Below are 15334 nucleotides of genomic sequence, written 5' to 3' on the forward strand. Positions count from 1 at the left end.
AAATGCTCATAGGTTTACTTCATTTAAGATTAAAAGAAGCTAGTAGAAAAGCTAACATCGAGAAAGCTCGTAGACTAATAAAAGTGGCTAAAGAGAAAGGAGCTAAACTGGTAGTCCTTCCCTCATTATTTCCTATAGGGAATCTTTTTGAGGTCTATGAAAACGAGAAGAAATCTCGTAGTGTAATACGAAATTTAGCTGAGAAGATTCCAGGTTCTATAAGTGAAATGCTAATTAATTTAGCGATGGAGGGAGAAGTTCACTTAATGGCTGGTCCAATTTTAGAGCAAGCCGGTCCAAAAATATTTCTTACCAGTCTAATTATTTCACCTCAAGGTGAAATAATAGGTAAATATCGTAAAGTCATAATATCCGAGAAAGATACGAGGCTAGGAATATCTTCAGGAAAAGAGCCAATGTTCTTGTCATTAGACAAGCGATACGGAATTATATCAGAAGACGATTTGTTTTCGCCAGAAATAAATAGAATTTTGGCGTTAGGAAGCAGTGTTGCTGTTATTGGCTCAATTAAGGCATATTCAAAGAACAACAGTAGTGACATTATTAAACATGTAGCTATATCAAGAACTCTAGAAAACGAAATACCGTATATTTTAGTTGGTGAAATGATAGAGGACGAAAATGGAGATATTATAGGTAGTTCGCCAACTTTTGTTACCAGTGTGAACTCATTAGTGTACAAGCAAGCTGAAGAAGATGATACTGTATTATACGTCGAGACAACAGTGCTTCTACAGGAGAGCGGGAGTCAGGATAAATTAGGTAAAGTAGGTAATTTAGAAAATATTATATTAGGTCTTTGTAAAAACGCCAAGAAAATGAAAGGTGTAGAAAGAAAGAGGATTGTAGATAAAGAAAAGATAGAAGATAACTAAGTAAAACAAATAATTTTTAAGAATTTAATTGATAAACTACAATTCTTCTGTTTTTTGTAACTTTCGCAAGCATCCCTTGTCTTTCTAGTTCCTCAAGAATCTTTTTAGCTACACTAATTGTCACATTTATTTTGCTTGCCAGCGCATACGGTGTTATAATTTTCTCTTTCTTTAATTCCTCTTGTACTTTGGATACAGTATCTTTGTCTATCGTTATAGATTTAGATGTTATTTCTTTACCTGTCTTTGAAGTGGCTCTTTTCTGTCCTTTTTTCTGCTGTTCTTCCTCCATTTTCTTTACTCTTTTTTCTATTGTACCGATTGGCTTTTTACTTGCTCCGCCCATTACTTACACCAGCTAATACTTTAATCCTTTAAACTATTAAACGTTTCTCATGAGTAAACAGATTTCAGTAGATGAAATAATAGGAAGAATAGGTAAGATAGGATCTGTCTTCGGTATAAGTAGAAATGAGCTAAAAGTGTATTTCCTTCTTTTAGTTAACGGAAAAATGACAGCTAAAGACGTTTCCAACAACATGAATATATCGTACACTAAAGTATATACTGTTCTATCTAAATTAGAGGCTAGGGGATGGATAAAGAGAGTGGGAAAAAAGCCATCTCTTTATTCAGCTAATCCAGTAACGGATGTCTGGGTTAGTGTAAAGAGAAATATCATGGATATGGTGGAAAGAATAGAGAGAGAATTGATCATTCCAATGAGTATATTATTTTCTTCAACGACGTCACTATATAACGTCATATCAGTGTCCTCAGAGAATTTACCTAATATGATTACCCAATTATTAGCAGAACCATCCAATATTTACTATTTTGCACTATCGTTTGACGGAATATTAAATGATCATATAGTGAAATTGTTGGAGAGCAATTCATATAGGAGTGACGTCAAGGTTATTTTGGTAGATAATATAAAGATAGAGTTGCCACAAGTCATTCAAAAGAAATATGTTAATTCAATGTTTGGCAGTGGTCTTATCACGGATAAGGGTATCTTACTTATCATAAAGTCATCTGAGGAATCGTTATATGGGCTATATTCAAATCATGTTTATTTCATAGACATAGGAAAGGTTTATTTTCAATATTTATGGGGTCAGTATGAGAATTTAGGGAAAAACGCTTAAAAATGTAAGCGTTTCAAAGTGATATATACGATATAGGATGAGAATAATTACAGTAAAGCTTCCGGAGCAATTCCTAGAAGCCATAGACGAGTTGGTAAACACGGGAAGGTATACATCTAGAAGTGAAGTTATAAGACTTGCATTAAATGATTTTATAAGGAAGGAACTATGGGTAAGTGATAGTAAGTGATGAAAGCTGGTATTTTTGATCAGTGAAATAAGACATCAGAACTGATTTTAAATTATACTCCTAGTATATTCTTCCCAATGCCATTAAATGAAGGAGATCCTGTAGTAATATGGGTTGATCCAAAAAGAATATATTTAGTTAAGCTAATCCAAAACAAGGTTTTTAGTACAGATAAGGGCTACATTGATCTAGGTAAATTAATAGGCTTAGAATATGGTTCAGAAATACTGCTTTCAACTGGGATTAAGGCATATTTACTGAAGCCAACGCCTATAGATCTATACAGAGGATTGAAAAGACTATCACAAGTATTGTATCCAAAAGATATAGGATATATAATCTACTCTTCAGGCGTTCAACCAGGGAGTACTGTTGTGGAAGCAGGAACAGGTTCAGGATTCCTTACTCTTTCACTTGCATATTTTTTAGGTAATTCGACAAAAATCGTAACTTATGACGTTAGGGAAGATATGCAAGATATTGCCAAAAGGAATGCGTCCTATTTAGGACTCTCAGATAGAATAATATTTAAGTTAAAGGATATAAGGGAAGGTATAGAAGAGGTCAATGTAGATGCAATATTCTTAGATATGCCAGACCCTTGGAATGCAATGGAGACTGTGAGAAAAGCACTGAAGCCCTCTGGATCCTTAATCATATTTGTTCCCACTGTAAATCAAATAGAAAAAGTAATACCATCACTAACTGATTTCGTAGACGTTCATGCGGAGGAGTTAATAATAAGGGAGTATCAAATGAAGGAGAATGCTGTTAGACCAAGAAATATAGGAGTAATCCATACTGGATATATAATTAGAGGAAGAAAACGAATAAAAGTGAGTTAATATTAATTCATACCAAGATGTCTTCAAAGATTAAAGTTTATGCGGACGCCGTAGTTAAGTATGAAACTAATCTGAAAGAGATAGAGAAAAAGATCGCTGAAGACGGAAAGAAACTTATTTTACTTTCTGAAAGTCTTACCCAAAAATTGAAATCCGTAGCAGAAGAATACGTAACCAATATTTCTGCTGAGTTGGAAAGGAAGTATGCAGAAGAAGCAAATAAACTTAGATTAAAATATGGTGAAGAGAGAAGTAAGGAGATTAATAAAATAAAGCAGTTAGCAGAAGCTAATCTAGATAAGGCTGTAGATTTTGTTATATCAAAACTTCTGGAGGCTTATAAATGAGTACAAACGTATATATAACAGCATTAGCTAGGGTATACAAAGCTAATACTCTAACCAAATCCACAGTATTAGAGCTATTAGACACTAAGAACTGGAAAGATGCTGTTACAATACTTAAAGATAAAGGTCTAATTCCAGAGATTCCCTCAAAGTTAGAGGATGCGGAAAATTTATTGAGGGATAAGGCAGTAAAAACTGTTGCAACATTGAAACAATATACATTAAACTCTAAGGTGGCTGCTCAAATTTTGGATTTGTACGAATTTATACTAACTATGGAGGATATAGAAGCTGTAATATCGGCTAGTATTCTAGGCAAGAAAGATGGCGTAAATGTTAGGTACTTAAAGGAGCTTGTTGATGTAAGACCACAATCATTAGAGGATGTAGTTTCTACTGTGAAAGGAACCTATAAGGAGGCTCTTAGATTTTCTCTAGATAAAGCAGGGAATAAAACGCCATCTCGGATAAATTCCTACTTAGAATACTATTTCATCGATCGATTATATCAAATTATTAGTAATATAACCGGAGATGCGAGGATGAAGGCACAAGAGATTATATGTGGCTATGTTGACTATGTCGCAGTTTCCCTTGCATTCACGTTAAAGGAGCAGGAGAGGTCTATATGTAAAATTTCATCAGATATAATTAGAGATATAATTAACATGGCTAGACCAGATGAACTTAGTAATATATTGAGCAGAACGAGTTATGCAAAACTTCTCACCTTAGGTAATCCTTATGATTTATTAGCCTCATTTAAACGTGCTGCTAGAGTTCTTGCTCGAAACGCTTCAATAAACGCATTTATGAATTCACCATCTGTAGTGTCTATTTTGGCAATTGCGGAGTTAACAAAATTAGATTATGAGGATCTAGTAACAATACTAAATGGTATAGCTCTTAAAATAAACGACAAGATAAAGAACCAACTCTCATTTGATATAGTCTAAAATTTTTGAATCTATTATATATTCACCATCTTTATTTCTAACTATTGTATAATCAGGTATGTTAGGTGGATCTGGCATATTTGGATATGGTTTCTCCCTGCCTAGATAAATCCATCTAAGTTTACCTTTATTCTTTTCCAATTTGTACCAGTATTTACCAATGTAAATGTACTTCCTATCGTTCTTGTAAACTAAATGATAAGGCTTTAGATATACTCCAAAGTCCTTTATACTATCATTATAATCGTAAACTTTTGACTTCAATTCTGATATAATTGTCTCAAAAACTCTTTGTGGTACTTTTACCAGCATTGTATACACTAATCTTTTTACTTTCAAAAAAGAAATCAGTAATGCGAAGGGTATTAGCATGAGAACAAGAACTATAAGTAATACAGGGATCGAGATTTCTGAGCTAGGGATTGGGCTTTGGAGTTTGGTGACGAAAGAATGGGGTGCTGACGTTAATAAGGCTGAAGACATACTAAGACGTGCTTTTGAATTAGGGATTAACTTTTATGATACTGCCGATGTATACGGAGAAGGATTAGGAGAAAGGATTTTAGCTAAAGTATTCTCGTCTAAGCGAGATAGAGTAGTGATTTTAACTAAAATAGGATTAGACTTCTATCATAACTCGGTAAATGGGAAATACCCTCGAAACTACAGTCTTGATTATCTATCATTTGCTTTTGAAAAAAGCCTTGAACGTTTGAACACAGACTATGTTGATATACTTATGATTCACAACCCTAAAATAAATGATATAAGGAATAAAAAACTGTACGACTTTTTGGATAGCCTGAGGAAGGACGGTAAAGCACGGGTTATAGGTGTAGCTTTAGGTCCAACATTGGGATGGGGTGAGGAAGGATTAGAGGCAATAAAAATGGGATATGGCTCTCTTGAATATATATACAACTTAATTGAACTAAGACCAGGAATCGAGTTCTTGAACTATGACATAGCCCATTTTGTTAGAGTTCCTCATGCATCAGACGCTTTAAATGAATCCAAGTGGCCTATATATAATGTTCCTAAATTTCATAGAAGATATAAGGATATAAACTGGATAAATAAAGCAATTGAAAGATCAAGAGACCTTATATCATTTGCAAGGTCTAAACAAATGACTCTAGCTGAATTAGCACTTAAGTTCATTTTATATAATAGGAGAGTTACCTCAGTAATTCCCAATATAGCATCTATTAGTGAATTAGAAGAATTTGCAAAAGTTGAAAATTTGGAAGAATTAACCGAAACAGAATACGATTATCTGTATTCTTACTCAATACAAAATTATAGAGATTTAAACGACGAGAGTATTGAGGAGACTAAACAGTATAAGTAGCTAAATATTCTATAAATTTTCTAAATGCTATAGCTCTATGGGAATACTTATTCTTCTCTTCTGTGCTCATTTCTCCAAAAGTTAGGTTTACTCCATCTGGTATAAATATAGGATCATATCCAAACCCTTTGGTTCCTCTTATTTCAGTACTAATACTACCATATACTCTACCCTCAAATAATTTTAGTTGAGTACTATCAACATAAGCTAATACAGTTGAGAAGTATGCTTTTCTATTTTTTTCCCCTTCTAATAATCTAATAATCCCCTCCATCCCTATCTTTCTTCTGACGTAATTACTATAAGGTCCTGGAAATCCGTTTAAAGCCTCTATAAATAATCCACTATCTTCTACAATCAAAGGTCTATTGATTTGATTATACGCTATAATTGCTGAAAATTTAACAATCTCCTCTAGCGAATCAGCCTGAATCTCCACCTTAGGTATGTTAAACCATATTAGTGAGACGTTAGAATTCTGAGCCATACTATTCATTTCTTTGAACTTATTCTCATTGGACGTGACTAGTATTATCTCTCTTTTTTCTTCTTTCTTCAACGTATCTTCCCCTCATTCTAATCTCCTTCATTTTTTCTATAACTTTATCTGAGTCCATCATGGTAGAGTATCCTTCCTTGAATCCTTCAAATATTTCATCTTTAAAATGACTGTGAACACTTTCTAGGGATCTCAATAAAACATGAATATCTGTTGCAAAATCCTCAATATCATTACTTTTCTTAGCAAGTCCGAAATCAATTAGAAATAATCCTTCATCTGTGTATATCATATTTGTCGTAGTTAGATCTCCGTGGATTATATTAGCCTTATGAAGAAGAGATATCATTAAGCCCATTTCTTTTCCTAACTCCCTTAAGTTTCTTCCTTGATTAAATATATCCCTTAGTGTAGTACCCTCTATATATTCCATTACTATCAGGAATTGTATAGGATCAACCAAAAGTATTGCTGGTACATTTACCCCAGATTTTAGAGCTGAGTATATCATTTTAGCTTCCAATTTGGTTCTGCTCTCATTAATGGCTCTATCAACAATATCGTTTCTATAACTCTTTTTTATCCTTTTTTTAAACACAGCATGTATGCCTGCAAAATACCCTTCATATATTATAGCTTCCGCTCCTCTTTTTATCTCTCTGACTATCTCCATGATATATCAACTTTATCTATTCTCCACCTTGGTCTTATTATGGACTTTTCTATAGGTATAAATACTCTGTGTTTAGCCGCCAATAATCCTGTATAAGCTATCATTGCACCATTATCACCGGAATATTGTGAAGGAACTATTTTTAGCTCAGCCCCCCTATCAGCAGCTAATTTCTCAAGTTTACTCTTTAGACTAACACTAGCTGCAACACCACCCACTACTAGAATTTCATTTTTTCCCGTAAGAGCCATTGCTCTCTCGGTAGCCTCCAATAGCATGTCAAAAGCTATTTCTCTGACACTATAGCAGATATCTGGTAAATTTCTCTTGTTTAGCAGCTTTAGGGCTGCAGTTAGTAAACCTGAATAAGACATATCTTGTCCTTTCACTATGTATGGTAGTTCAACATACTCCCTACCTTTGTCTGCACAAATATCTATTTGGTGAACACCATTTACAACATAGGGAGGAGCAAGTCCAGCTTCTCTCACAAATACGTCGATCATATTACCTAATGCGATGTCTAGTGTTTCTCCGAAAACTCTATATTTTCTATCAAAGAAGATAGAGATTATAGTGTTTCCTCCTGAAAGATATAGGATAAGAGGATCTTTTGCATTCGTAGAGTATATACCAATTTCTATGTGAGCTATTCCGTGATTTACAGGGATAAGTTTCTTATTGAAAGATAAAGCTAATGCTCTAGCAACCGTAGCACCTACTCTCAATGCAGGACCTATACCTGGACCTAAAGCTACCGCTATGCCATCTATATCTTTCATATTTACTTTGGCTTCATGTAAAGCTTTCTTCACTATAATAGGTGCTTGTTCAACATGATGTCTAGCTAACTCTGATGGTTTCATACCACCTTGTGGCGGTATGTAAGTATCCTTAACATTAGCTAAAAATTTGATATTATTGTTTTCTTCTTTGACTATACCTACACCAAAAGTATGAGCCGTACTCTCTATTCCTAATATTATCATCTGGATTTACCTATAAATTCGGTATAGCCACATTTACCGCATGCCCATCGCTCCAAAGGCTTCATGTGATGAGCCATGATACTACCGCATCTAGGACATTTTTTATTCTTTAGCTTTATTGAATCTTGTTCTATTTCATAATAAGTTCTTACTACAGCTTTAGATTGATTTTCATTGTTGTTTTTGGGCACTCTTACCACCCTTCTTTATCTTTTGCCCAGTATCTCTTCCTATTAAATATTGCGGTTCAAGTTTTTGGAGACTATCCTTATCTTTGTATACATTCACTCTTGCATAACTTATTCCAGATCCATAGTTTGTAAATACCTTTTTTATTACCACAAGATCCTCAGTTGTACTAAATGTAGAGGCTATAGCTTTCACTAGCTCTTTCCTTGATGGAGTTCCAGAACCTATGTGAAAGAGTTTAATGTATAGTTCTCTTCTGTTGGCAACATTATTTTGAATATCTCTTTCAACTATACCTTCAACCTTATCTGAGACCTTAATTTTGATTTGTTGAGACATCGGATAATAAAAATAGGAAATAGACTTTAAGAGTTACGGAGATCCTTTATAATATCTTCAGCAACTTTTTTACCTGACAGAACCATGGAACCGAATATTGGACCCATTCTAGGTAAACCTCTAACTTCGGTTACTGACATACCTGCAACATAGAGTCCAGGAGCAACTACACCTGTTTGTTCTACAGTAAGTTTTTCAGCCATTTCACTATAAGCAGATCTTTCACCTGGAATAACTATTCCTAACTCTGGTATCTTTCTTGAAGCTACTGCAACAACCTCTGCGTCATGACCTGTGGCATCAACAACAGCTTTAGCTGATATAAACACCGGGTCAACATGGAGTCCAGCCATTTGCGTTGCTGTCCATTCTACTGCAACACCTGCAACTCTAAGTGGATTTTCTCTAAATATTACATCATCTACAGTAACTCCATGTATAATTTTTGCCCCAGCATCAATTGCAGATGCAGCTAGTTTTGCCATAAATTCTGCTGAATCTACGATATAAACTCCATCTTCAACTTTTTCTAGTCTTATATTCATTTCTTTTAATACTTCATCAGCAGGACTCTCAATCACTAATTTATGAAAGAGCATGGCACCTCCTCCTATACCTCCACCAAAGCTTAACCTTCTTTCGAAAACTAATGTCTTCAAACCATGTTTTGCTAAGTAATATGCTGCACTCATACCAGCCGGTCCTGCTCCTACAATAACTACATCATTTTCAACAAAGTTCATCCAATCTTCCATTGTTTGCTTTATAATATACCTGCTAATTTTCACTTCATCTATTGCTTTGATTTTGATTGAATCTGACATGTCTTATCAATTAAATAGGTTATAAACTCACTTATATGTATTTTTATATCATACTTATTAACCTATTTGAAGAGTAATAGTTATGCCAATGCAATTAAATACGAATATAACAGCCGTAAGGTGCAGTTGGTGCGGTAAAGTCATAAATAATGAACCTATTGTGGTCAAGACTTGTTGTAATAACAAACCATGGGTTTTTTGTAGCAGGCAGTGTTACAATATGTGGGTGAGAGATTGGCTGAAGAGTCAAGAACAACAGAGAGGAGCAAAGAAAAAAGGAGGAATGTTGTAGTAGGCATATCAGGTGCTAGTGGAGTAATTTATGGTATAAGAACAGTAAAAACTTTAAATGATTTAGGCTATAATCAAGAAATTATTATCTCGAATGGTGCTATAAAAGTAGCGGAAAAAGAATGTGGTTTAGATTTAGTTTCTACAATTAGTAAATTTGTAGACGGTAAAATATATAGGGAGGAAGAAATAGACGCTCCACCCTCAAGTTCTAGTCATGTGGTTAAATCTCTGGGAATGGTTGTAGTTCCCTGTAGCATTAAGACTCTTGCAGAAATATCTAACGGTTTATCTTCTAATTTAATATCTCGTACAGCTTTAAACTTTCTACGAATTAAGGGTAAATTGGTATTAGTTTTGAGAGAGACTCCCCTAGGGGCTGTAGAGCTAAGGAACGCTTTAAGGGTAACTAATGCAGGTGCAATAGTATTGCCTGCATCACCCGGATTTTACCATAATCCAAAAACTTTCGATGATTTAGTGAATTTTGTAGTGGGAAAAATCTTAGATATGCTTGGAATAGAGAATAATTTGTATAAACATTGGGATACTTCTTCTAAAACAGATCAACGTCCTTGCGACCAAGTTTCTTAGATAGTAGTTCTTTGACTTTACTATCATAGTCATTGTTCTTTCTTAGTTCCTTTTCCATATCCTCATTTTCACCATTCTTCTTACTGACTGCGAAAGCACATTTGTTTCCAGGTAACAAAGCTCTCTTTTCACAATAAGCATATTGGCATTCTCCGGTAATACATACGTCTCCAACCCACATACAATATCCAATCTTCTGTGGTGTACCTTTAATGTATTTCTTCTGTATACTTAACGCTTTTTTATTACATCTGAAAAATGGGCAAAGGTAGTTACACTTTTCACCTAAAGGTGTAGGTTTAGGTTCCTGTAGCCCAAAGTCAGTCCTTTCGTGCTTGGGGGCATTATCTCTAATCACCAAACCTTATATCACCCATGAAATCTCTGCTACTTCATAATAATTTTATAATTTCAACCATTTAAACATTATGTACCTTATGCTCCTATTCCTTTGATTCACAATAGATAGTATTAAATTTTTTCTAGTACTATGCGAAACCCTTCCGAAACCTAGAATTTCATTCGGTGAAATCTCTTGTTCTTCGTCTATTGCTATTACAAGATACGGTGCATGTTCAAGACCCGGCGCAACCGTATAAATTGCAAAATCAGCACCATACTTCATCCCCGACCTGACCACAAACTTCTTCTCTCTTAAGTCCTCATAGACAGTATATAGTAATTGAAACCTGGGTATATTCTCCATCCCGATTTTGTATAAGAGTGCGTCATCGATCACTTTACCATCTCTCACAACCTCTATAATTTTCTTCTTTGAGAGATACAGGGCTTCTATAAGAGATAGAATGAGAGGTTTTTTTATGTCTTCAGGGCTTTTAGGCTTTGTTATGTCTAATGGTTTGCCGTAATATCCCAACTTATATATTTCTTTAGCTTTCTCTACATCATTAATTAGCACTTTATCTCCTAATATTTCCCCTTGGATCATTGAATCATCCTATTCTCTTAGAAAGCTTATATAAAGTATACTATTTGCCACATTTCGTAGTAGATCTGCGCAATCTTCCAACCTATCTGCAACATCCTTAGTAAGTAAAATATAAGCAATACCACTTTGTTCTCTTTCGAAAAGTTTAACCTCAAAATTCCTATACAGGTCATCTACCTCTTCCTCGATTTTAATTACATTTCTAGCTTTCTCTGATGCTTTTTTTGAACTTACTGATAACAAGCGTATGGCTTCTATAGTATTCATTAATGCTGCAATCAATTTTTCTGTTATTGTAATACTTAGATTTTGAAGTACATTATCATACACTTTAATTACGTTATTTAAAACTCCAAATCTATAAGACGCTGCGCTTATATTTTGTGATATTTTCTCAAAATCACTTAAAATATCTAAGTATAATTCTTTGTTATTTATCCCTTCTGCTACTCTAAATATATATTCTCCCAACTTATATTTCAAATCTTCTACGGACGATTTTATTCCGTCTATTTTCGAATAGACTTGAGTATGGTTAGCGTTGTTCTCGGTAAATTGTTGATATAATATCCTCAGTTGGTCTAATATCTGGTTGGCTATATACTGTAATTGTTCTTCGATTGAGACTTCTGGTAAACTCATTCACTCAGTAGTTTTGATTAATGGTTAATAAATGAATTTTAGTATTAAGCCCCTGATTTTTGATATTGTTTCGATGTCTTTGTCTATATTCTGATCAGTAGAAGCACTTCTTTCTTTAAGCGTTCTCAGGACATTTTCTTCGTCCTCAAGACCTACTACATAGAAGTAATTTATTAAGCCTAGAGCTTCCTCTTTTAGCTTAGTATCTTTAACATTTTCCACATAATTTGATATGGTTTCTATTCCTTGAAGGATTTCCTTCCTTGTCCTTCTTAGCCTCTTTATAAGGACATCTATTTTTTCTGTGTCCACTTCTGGTATCTGTGCATAATTTTCTAATTTATCTAATGTGTTGTTATGTTCTTCTATTACTCTCTCGAAATATAATAATACTCTTCCAACCTCAATATCGCTTTGGCTCATTTAGATGACCTCACACTTACTGTACTATTATCCTCTAATCCCAATTTCAGCATATCTTCACTATTACTCCAAATCTCTATGGCTGGAACATTATCTTGAATAATTATCTTGAACTTATTTCTTCTTCCTTTAACAGAAATCTCTATTTCATCTTTAGCATTTATTTCATTTGCTAACTTTGATGATATAATAACTGTTCCAGCATCAACCTCAGTCTTCTTTCTAATTTTTACTCTTTTTTCCTTCACTTCAGTCTTCTCTTTTCTTAATGAAGATGCAGGAGGAATTATATTCACAAGCGACTTTATATCTACTTTCTTATTTTTCTCCTCTACTTCCTCCTTATCAGTGTCTTCCTTACTCATTGTTACTAACTACTTTGCCTAGCTTATTAAAATCTTCACCTTTAAATAACCTATCTAATACGTTCATTAAGTCAGTTATATTTACCCTTATTTGTTGCCAACTATCCCTATCTCTTATTGTTACAGTATTATCAGTCAATGTCATAGGATCTACGGTAATTGAGTAGGGCACACCGATTTCATCAACTCTGGCGTATCTTTTTCCGATACTACCACTGTCATCGAAGATTATATCGTATTTTTCCTTTAACGAATCGTAAATTTCTCTAGCTTTCTTTATCAGTTCATCCTTTTCAAGAAGCGGAAATATAGCTATATCATATGGTGAAAGTCTCTTTGGAAGTGAGAGTATAATCCTACCATCTTTTTCCATATAGGAGTTAAGGAGTGTTAGATAAAGGCATCTCTCAACACCAAATGAAGGTTCAATAACATGAGGGATAACACGTTCACCGCTAATTTTCTCTTCCCTTTCAACTATTTTCACATACATATCTATGTCTTTACCTAGAACTTTCTCTTTATTAAGTATCATTCTTTCTATTTCTTCAACGGTTTTAGTATTTATTATTTCCATGATTGTTTTATTGAAATCTCTCCCTTCTTTTGTAACTAAGTCCTTGTTTAATATTAATGTTTTCTTCTTAACAATTTTGGGTGTATCAAATTTCTTAAAAATACTCAAATCTTGTCCACTATAGGTTGAATGTCTTGATAAGTCATAATCAGATCTATACGCATGACCCGAGATTTCAACTTTTACGTTATCGATAACTACTATCTGGTCAAAGGTTTGTTTAGAATAATGTGCTCTTTCATGTGGTAGCTTTTCCTCAAAGTAAAATGACGAAATGCCTAGTGAATTAACAAAATTTGAGGCAACACCCATCCAATAAGCCATCCATTTGTTGATAACTATTTTCTCATTAACTATTTCACTGAACTTGTATTTTGTATATTTTTCTTCGCCTCTTGCTTTGTCGTCCCCTCTGAGAATATTAATTTCTAGATCATATAATCTATCTAAGGGAGGTTCTACGTCTGAAGTTGGATCAAAGAAGAATTCAACTTCCATTATAGTAAATTCTCTCATTCTTATGAGTCCTTGTCGGGGGGAGATCTCATTTCTACCTACTTTTCCGATTTGTGCAATACCTATTGGTAACTTCTGTCTAAATGCTTCATATACTCTCTTAAACGATGTAAACATTCCTTGAGCTGTCTCTGGTCTTAAAAATGCTTTATTTGTGGAATAAGGGCCTATTCTGGTTTCAAATAATAGGTTGAATAGTCTAACTTCTCCAAGCTCGCCACCACATTTAGGACATTTTATTCCTTTCTCTCTAATTATTTTGTCTAACTCAGAAGGAGGAAGACCTTCAGTTGTGACCTTGGCTATTTCTTCCACCAAATGATCTGCTCTATATACATTGTGGCATGAATTACATTCAACCACTGGATCAGTGAAATTATCCACATGGCCACTGGCTTCTAGTACTTTATACGGCGTTAAAGCTGGTGTATCTATTTCTACAACGAAGTCAGAATTGTCTTTGATAAAATGCTTTCTCCAAAGGTCTACTATCTTATTTTTTATTCTAACCCCTATAGGACCTATGTCATATAGTCCAGCTACGCCTCCATATATCTCATATGAAGGCCAAAAAATTCCTCTTCTTCTGGCAAGCTCGATAACCTTTGTTTGTAGATCAGGCATACAAGATTAAGCATATTAAAGAGGATAAAAAACTTCTATTATGGTCGATTCAAGGCTTTTGTACCTCAACGAGAATTCAAGGCAGTTTGCAGGTTTCAATAAAACTACATCTCCTTTTGTAATAGTAGGGATACCACTAGATATTACAAGCAGTTTTAGACCAGGCTCCAGATTCGCTCCCTCAGTAATCAGAGAAGTTGCGCAATATATAGAATTTTATTCCATGAGAACTGGAATAGATATGGGTGAAATAGGATTTAGTGATGTAGGAGACATTGTTATGCATCCATCAAATGTGGAAGAAAATATAAAACGCATAAAAGACGTAGTTTCTTACTTCTCTGAGAAGGGGAAAATTGTTATAAGCATAGGTGGAGAGCATAGTATAACAGTAGGTACAACTGAAGGAACAAATGCAGATTGTGTATTAAGTATCGATGCTCATCTTGATCTTAGGGACGAGTATATGGGTTATAAGTACGATCACGCTTGCGTAATGAGAAGGATTTCCGAAAGGGGAGTAAAGATTATTGAGCTAGGTACCAGAGCAGTATCTAAGGAGGAACTCGAATACGCAAACCAAAAGGGTATAATGTATCTAAATCCAAGGCAAATCAATTTATTAGGAATTAGAGGTACTGCTGAAAAGGTAAAAAGGGGATTAACGGAATGTAAGAGGATATACTTAACTTATGATATGGACGGAATCGATCCTGCATACGCTCCAGGAGTGGCGACGCCAGAGCCTGAAGGATTAGATCCTACTACAGTTCTAGAAATAGTTAATATGATTATAGATAAAAGAATTGTTGGGTTTGATGTGGTGGAAATATCGCCACCTCACGATCCATCCAACATAACTAGTGTCTTAGCATCTAGATTTATACTTGAAACAGCATCTATAATATTTAAATCGCTTTCACTATCTTAACGGTAGGTTTTCTAACCATATAGATTATTCTGTAACCGCAATATGGACATCTTACGCCAGGAAGTGTCTTTAGCTGGTCGTCATCTAATTCTTTCCAACACTTTCCACATCTGTACTTTGCCATATTTTGTTATACTTTTGTAAGGGGTATTAAACCTAACTATTTGGTAGAA

At 34.4% G+C, this 15334-nt stretch carries 24 protein-coding genes; 9 read left to right on the plus strand and 15 right to left on the minus strand.

Annotation, left to right across the window (positions count from 1 at the left end; translation table 11 throughout):
- The first annotated feature begins 2 nt into the window (after positions 1-2).
- On the plus strand, positions 3-896 hold the full coding sequence (locus SUSAZ_03815) for a nitrilase (GenBank protein AHC51188.1): 894 nt from the start codon (positions 3-5) through the stop codon (positions 894-896).
- Positions 897-912: 16 nt separating this feature from the next.
- Here the strand turns inward: SUSAZ_03815 and SUSAZ_03820 are convergent, their stop codons facing one another.
- Positions 913-1242: a 30S ribosomal protein S25 gene (locus SUSAZ_03820; protein AHC51189.1), complete on the minus strand. Its 330-nt coding sequence runs from the start codon at positions 1240-1242 to the stop codon at positions 913-915.
- 49 nt (positions 1243-1291) lie between these two features.
- On the opposite strand from SUSAZ_03820, the gene SUSAZ_03825 reads away from it, so the two are divergent.
- From SUSAZ_03825 to SUSAZ_03845, 5 genes are all read left to right on the plus strand, one after another.
- Complete coding sequence (locus SUSAZ_03825; protein AHC51190.1) at positions 1292-2047, plus strand: hypothetical protein; 756 nt, start codon at positions 1292-1294, stop codon at positions 2045-2047.
- A 37-nt stretch (positions 2048-2084) separates the two neighbouring features.
- Complete coding sequence (locus SUSAZ_03830) at positions 2085-2237, plus strand: CopG family transcripitonal regulator (protein ID AHC51191.1); 153 nt, start codon at positions 2085-2087, stop codon at positions 2235-2237.
- A 77-nt stretch (positions 2238-2314) separates the two neighbouring features.
- Positions 2315-3082 (plus strand): protein L-isoaspartate methyltransferase, encoded by a 768-nt coding sequence (locus tag SUSAZ_03835; protein ID AHC51192.1) that lies wholly within the window; start codon positions 2315-2317, stop codon positions 3080-3082.
- 17 nt (positions 3083-3099) lie between these two features.
- A complete protein-coding gene (locus tag SUSAZ_03840; GenBank protein AHC51193.1) occupies positions 3100-3429 on the plus strand; it encodes a hypothetical protein in 330 nt (109 codons plus the stop codon).
- Positions 3426-4385, plus strand: a complete 960-nt coding sequence (locus SUSAZ_03845) for a hypothetical protein (protein AHC52449.1) — start codon at positions 3426-3428, stop codon at positions 4383-4385. Before SUSAZ_03840 ends, SUSAZ_03845 begins: the two co-directional genes overlap by 4 nt.
- On the opposite strand, the gene SUSAZ_03850 is transcribed toward SUSAZ_03845, so the two are convergent.
- Positions 4368-4697: a hypothetical protein gene (locus tag SUSAZ_03850; GenBank protein AHC51194.1), complete on the minus strand. Its 330-nt coding sequence runs from the start codon at positions 4695-4697 to the stop codon at positions 4368-4370. The two genes, SUSAZ_03845 and SUSAZ_03850, sit on opposite strands and share 18 nt — an antisense overlap.
- Before the next feature lie 58 nt (positions 4698-4755).
- Between SUSAZ_03850 and SUSAZ_03855 the strand changes: the two genes are divergently transcribed.
- Positions 4756-5736 carry an aldo/keto reductase gene (locus SUSAZ_03855; protein ID AHC51195.1) on the plus strand — a complete coding sequence of 327 codons (981 nt, stop codon included), beginning with the start codon at positions 4756-4758 and terminating at the stop codon, positions 5734-5736.
- On the opposite strand, the gene SUSAZ_03860 is transcribed toward SUSAZ_03855, so the two are convergent.
- From SUSAZ_03860 to SUSAZ_03885, 6 genes are read right to left on the minus strand one after another with little or no spacing between them, the layout of a single operon-like run.
- Positions 5720-6295: a deoxyribonucleotide triphosphate pyrophosphatase gene (locus SUSAZ_03860; protein ID AHC51196.1), complete on the minus strand. Its 576-nt coding sequence runs from the start codon at positions 6293-6295 to the stop codon at positions 5720-5722. The two genes, SUSAZ_03855 and SUSAZ_03860, sit on opposite strands and share 17 nt — an antisense overlap.
- On the minus strand, positions 6249-6908 hold the full coding sequence (locus tag SUSAZ_03865; GenBank protein ID AHC51197.1) for a serine/threonine protein kinase: 660 nt from the start codon (positions 6906-6908) through the stop codon (positions 6249-6251). Before SUSAZ_03865 ends, SUSAZ_03860 begins: the two co-directional genes overlap by 47 nt.
- A complete protein-coding gene (locus tag SUSAZ_03870; GenBank protein ID AHC51198.1) occupies positions 6899-7897 on the minus strand; it encodes a protein kinase in 999 nt (332 codons plus the stop codon). Before SUSAZ_03870 ends, SUSAZ_03865 begins: the two co-directional genes overlap by 10 nt.
- The gene (locus SUSAZ_03875) at positions 7894-8097 is read right to left on the minus strand and encodes a 30S ribosomal protein S27 (GenBank protein ID AHC51199.1); all 204 of its coding nucleotides are present in this window, start codon (positions 8095-8097) and stop codon (positions 7894-7896) included. The genes SUSAZ_03870 and SUSAZ_03875 overlap by 4 nt, the downstream gene beginning before the upstream one ends.
- Positions 8069-8425: a 30S ribosomal protein S24 gene (locus SUSAZ_03880; GenBank protein AHC51200.1), complete on the minus strand. Its 357-nt coding sequence runs from the start codon at positions 8423-8425 to the stop codon at positions 8069-8071. The genes SUSAZ_03875 and SUSAZ_03880 overlap by 29 nt, the downstream gene beginning before the upstream one ends.
- Before the next feature lie 26 nt (positions 8426-8451).
- The gene (locus tag SUSAZ_03885) at positions 8452-9237 is read right to left on the minus strand and encodes a ribulose-1,5-biphosphate synthetase (GenBank protein ID AHC51201.1); all 786 of its coding nucleotides are present in this window, start codon (positions 9235-9237) and stop codon (positions 8452-8454) included.
- Between the two features lie 234 nt (positions 9238-9471).
- Between SUSAZ_03885 and SUSAZ_03890 the strand changes: the two genes are divergently transcribed.
- Entirely contained in the window at positions 9472-10134 is a 663-nt protein-coding gene (locus tag SUSAZ_03890) for an aromatic acid decarboxylase (protein AHC51202.1), read from the plus strand.
- Here SUSAZ_03890 and SUSAZ_03895 read toward each other — a convergent pair.
- The 6 genes from SUSAZ_03895 to SUSAZ_03920 are packed head-to-tail and all read right to left on the minus strand — an operon-like array spanning position 10097 to position 14230.
- On the minus strand, positions 10097-10495 hold the full coding sequence (locus SUSAZ_03895; GenBank protein AHC51203.1) for a hypothetical protein: 399 nt from the start codon (positions 10493-10495) through the stop codon (positions 10097-10099). The genes SUSAZ_03890 and SUSAZ_03895 overlap by 38 nt on opposite strands.
- A gap of 42 nt (positions 10496-10537) precedes the next feature.
- Entirely contained in the window at positions 10538-11083 is a 546-nt protein-coding gene (locus SUSAZ_03900) for a tRNA-splicing endonuclease (GenBank protein ID AHC51204.1), read from the minus strand.
- A 9-nt stretch (positions 11084-11092) separates the two neighbouring features.
- Positions 11093-11725: a phosphate transport regulator gene (locus SUSAZ_03905; protein AHC51205.1), complete on the minus strand. Its 633-nt coding sequence runs from the start codon at positions 11723-11725 to the stop codon at positions 11093-11095.
- A gap of 24 nt (positions 11726-11749) precedes the next feature.
- Entirely contained in the window at positions 11750-12148 is a 399-nt protein-coding gene (locus tag SUSAZ_03910; GenBank protein ID AHC51206.1) for a hypothetical protein, read from the minus strand.
- Positions 12145-12513, minus strand: coding sequence for a hypothetical protein (locus SUSAZ_03915; GenBank protein AHC51207.1), 369 nt, complete (start codon positions 12511-12513; stop codon positions 12145-12147). Before SUSAZ_03915 ends, SUSAZ_03910 begins: the two co-directional genes overlap by 4 nt.
- On the minus strand, positions 12506-14230 hold the full coding sequence (locus tag SUSAZ_03920; protein AHC51208.1) for a glycyl-tRNA synthetease: 1725 nt from the start codon (positions 14228-14230) through the stop codon (positions 12506-12508). Before SUSAZ_03920 ends, SUSAZ_03915 begins: the two co-directional genes overlap by 8 nt.
- Before the next feature lie 40 nt (positions 14231-14270).
- Between SUSAZ_03920 and SUSAZ_03925 the strand changes: the two genes are divergently transcribed.
- Positions 14271-15161 (plus strand): agmatinase, encoded by an 891-nt coding sequence (locus SUSAZ_03925; protein AHC51209.1) that lies wholly within the window; start codon positions 14271-14273, stop codon positions 15159-15161.
- On the opposite strand, the gene SUSAZ_03930 is transcribed toward SUSAZ_03925, so the two are convergent.
- The gene (locus SUSAZ_03930; protein ID AHC51210.1) at positions 15139-15285 is read right to left on the minus strand and encodes a DNA-directed RNA polymerase subunit P; all 147 of its coding nucleotides are present in this window, start codon (positions 15283-15285) and stop codon (positions 15139-15141) included. The two genes, SUSAZ_03925 and SUSAZ_03930, sit on opposite strands and share 23 nt — an antisense overlap.
- Positions 15286-15334 lie beyond the last annotated feature (49 nt).

Source organism: Sulfolobus acidocaldarius SUSAZ (assembly GCA_000508305.1).
Classification (GTDB): Archaea; Thermoproteota; Thermoprotei_A; order Sulfolobales; family Sulfolobaceae; genus Sulfolobus; species Sulfolobus acidocaldarius_A.

Excerpts from the sequence above, each read along its gene's own strand:
- SUSAZ_03930 (AHC51210.1), bottom strand. The coding sequence starts at position 15,285 with ATGGCAAAGTACAGATGTGGAAAGTGTTGGAAAGAATTAGATGACGAC.
- SUSAZ_03915 (AHC51207.1), bottom strand. The coding sequence starts at position 12,513 with ATGAGTAAGGAAGACACTGATAAGGAGGAAGTAGAGGAGAAAAATAAG.
- SUSAZ_03840 (AHC51193.1), top strand. The coding sequence starts at position 3,100 with ATGTCTTCAAAGATTAAAGTTTATGCGGACGCCGTAGTTAAGTATGAA.
- SUSAZ_03820 (AHC51189.1), bottom strand. The coding sequence starts at position 1,242 with ATGGGCGGAGCAAGTAAAAAGCCAATCGGTACAATAGAAAAAAGAGTA.
- SUSAZ_03920 (AHC51208.1), bottom strand. The coding sequence starts at position 14,230 with ATGCCTGATCTACAAACAAAGGTTATCGAGCTTGCCAGAAGAAGAGGA.
- SUSAZ_03905 (AHC51205.1), bottom strand. The coding sequence starts at position 11,725 with ATGAGTTTACCAGAAGTCTCAATCGAAGAACAATTACAGTATATAGCC.
- SUSAZ_03925 (AHC51209.1), top strand. The coding sequence starts at position 14,271 with ATGGTCGATTCAAGGCTTTTGTACCTCAACGAGAATTCAAGGCAGTTT.
- SUSAZ_03865 (AHC51197.1), bottom strand. The coding sequence starts at position 6,908 with ATGGAGATAGTCAGAGAGATAAAAAGAGGAGCGGAAGCTATAATATAT.
- SUSAZ_03870 (AHC51198.1), bottom strand. The coding sequence starts at position 7,897 with ATGATAATATTAGGAATAGAGAGTACGGCTCATACTTTTGGTGTAGGT.
- SUSAZ_03900 (AHC51204.1), bottom strand. The coding sequence starts at position 11,083 with ATGATCCAAGGGGAAATATTAGGAGATAAAGTGCTAATTAATGATGTA.
- SUSAZ_03850 (AHC51194.1), bottom strand. The coding sequence starts at position 4,697 with ATGCTGGTAAAAGTACCACAAAGAGTTTTTGAGACAATTATATCAGAA.
- SUSAZ_03880 (AHC51200.1), bottom strand. The coding sequence starts at position 8,425 with ATGTCTCAACAAATCAAAATTAAGGTCTCAGATAAGGTTGAAGGTATA.
- SUSAZ_03855 (AHC51195.1), top strand. The coding sequence starts at position 4,756 with ATGAGAACAAGAACTATAAGTAATACAGGGATCGAGATTTCTGAGCTA.
- SUSAZ_03830 (AHC51191.1), top strand. The coding sequence starts at position 2,085 with ATGAGAATAATTACAGTAAAGCTTCCGGAGCAATTCCTAGAAGCCATA.
- SUSAZ_03815 (AHC51188.1), top strand. The coding sequence starts at position 3 with ATGCTCATAGGTTTACTTCATTTAAGATTAAAAGAAGCTAGTAGAAAA.
- SUSAZ_03845 (AHC52449.1), top strand. The coding sequence starts at position 3,426 with ATGAGTACAAACGTATATATAACAGCATTAGCTAGGGTATACAAAGCT.
- SUSAZ_03825 (AHC51190.1), top strand. The coding sequence starts at position 1,292 with ATGAGTAAACAGATTTCAGTAGATGAAATAATAGGAAGAATAGGTAAG.
- SUSAZ_03835 (AHC51192.1), top strand. The coding sequence starts at position 2,315 with ATGCCATTAAATGAAGGAGATCCTGTAGTAATATGGGTTGATCCAAAA.
- SUSAZ_03910 (AHC51206.1), bottom strand. The coding sequence starts at position 12,148 with ATGAGCCAAAGCGATATTGAGGTTGGAAGAGTATTATTATATTTCGAG.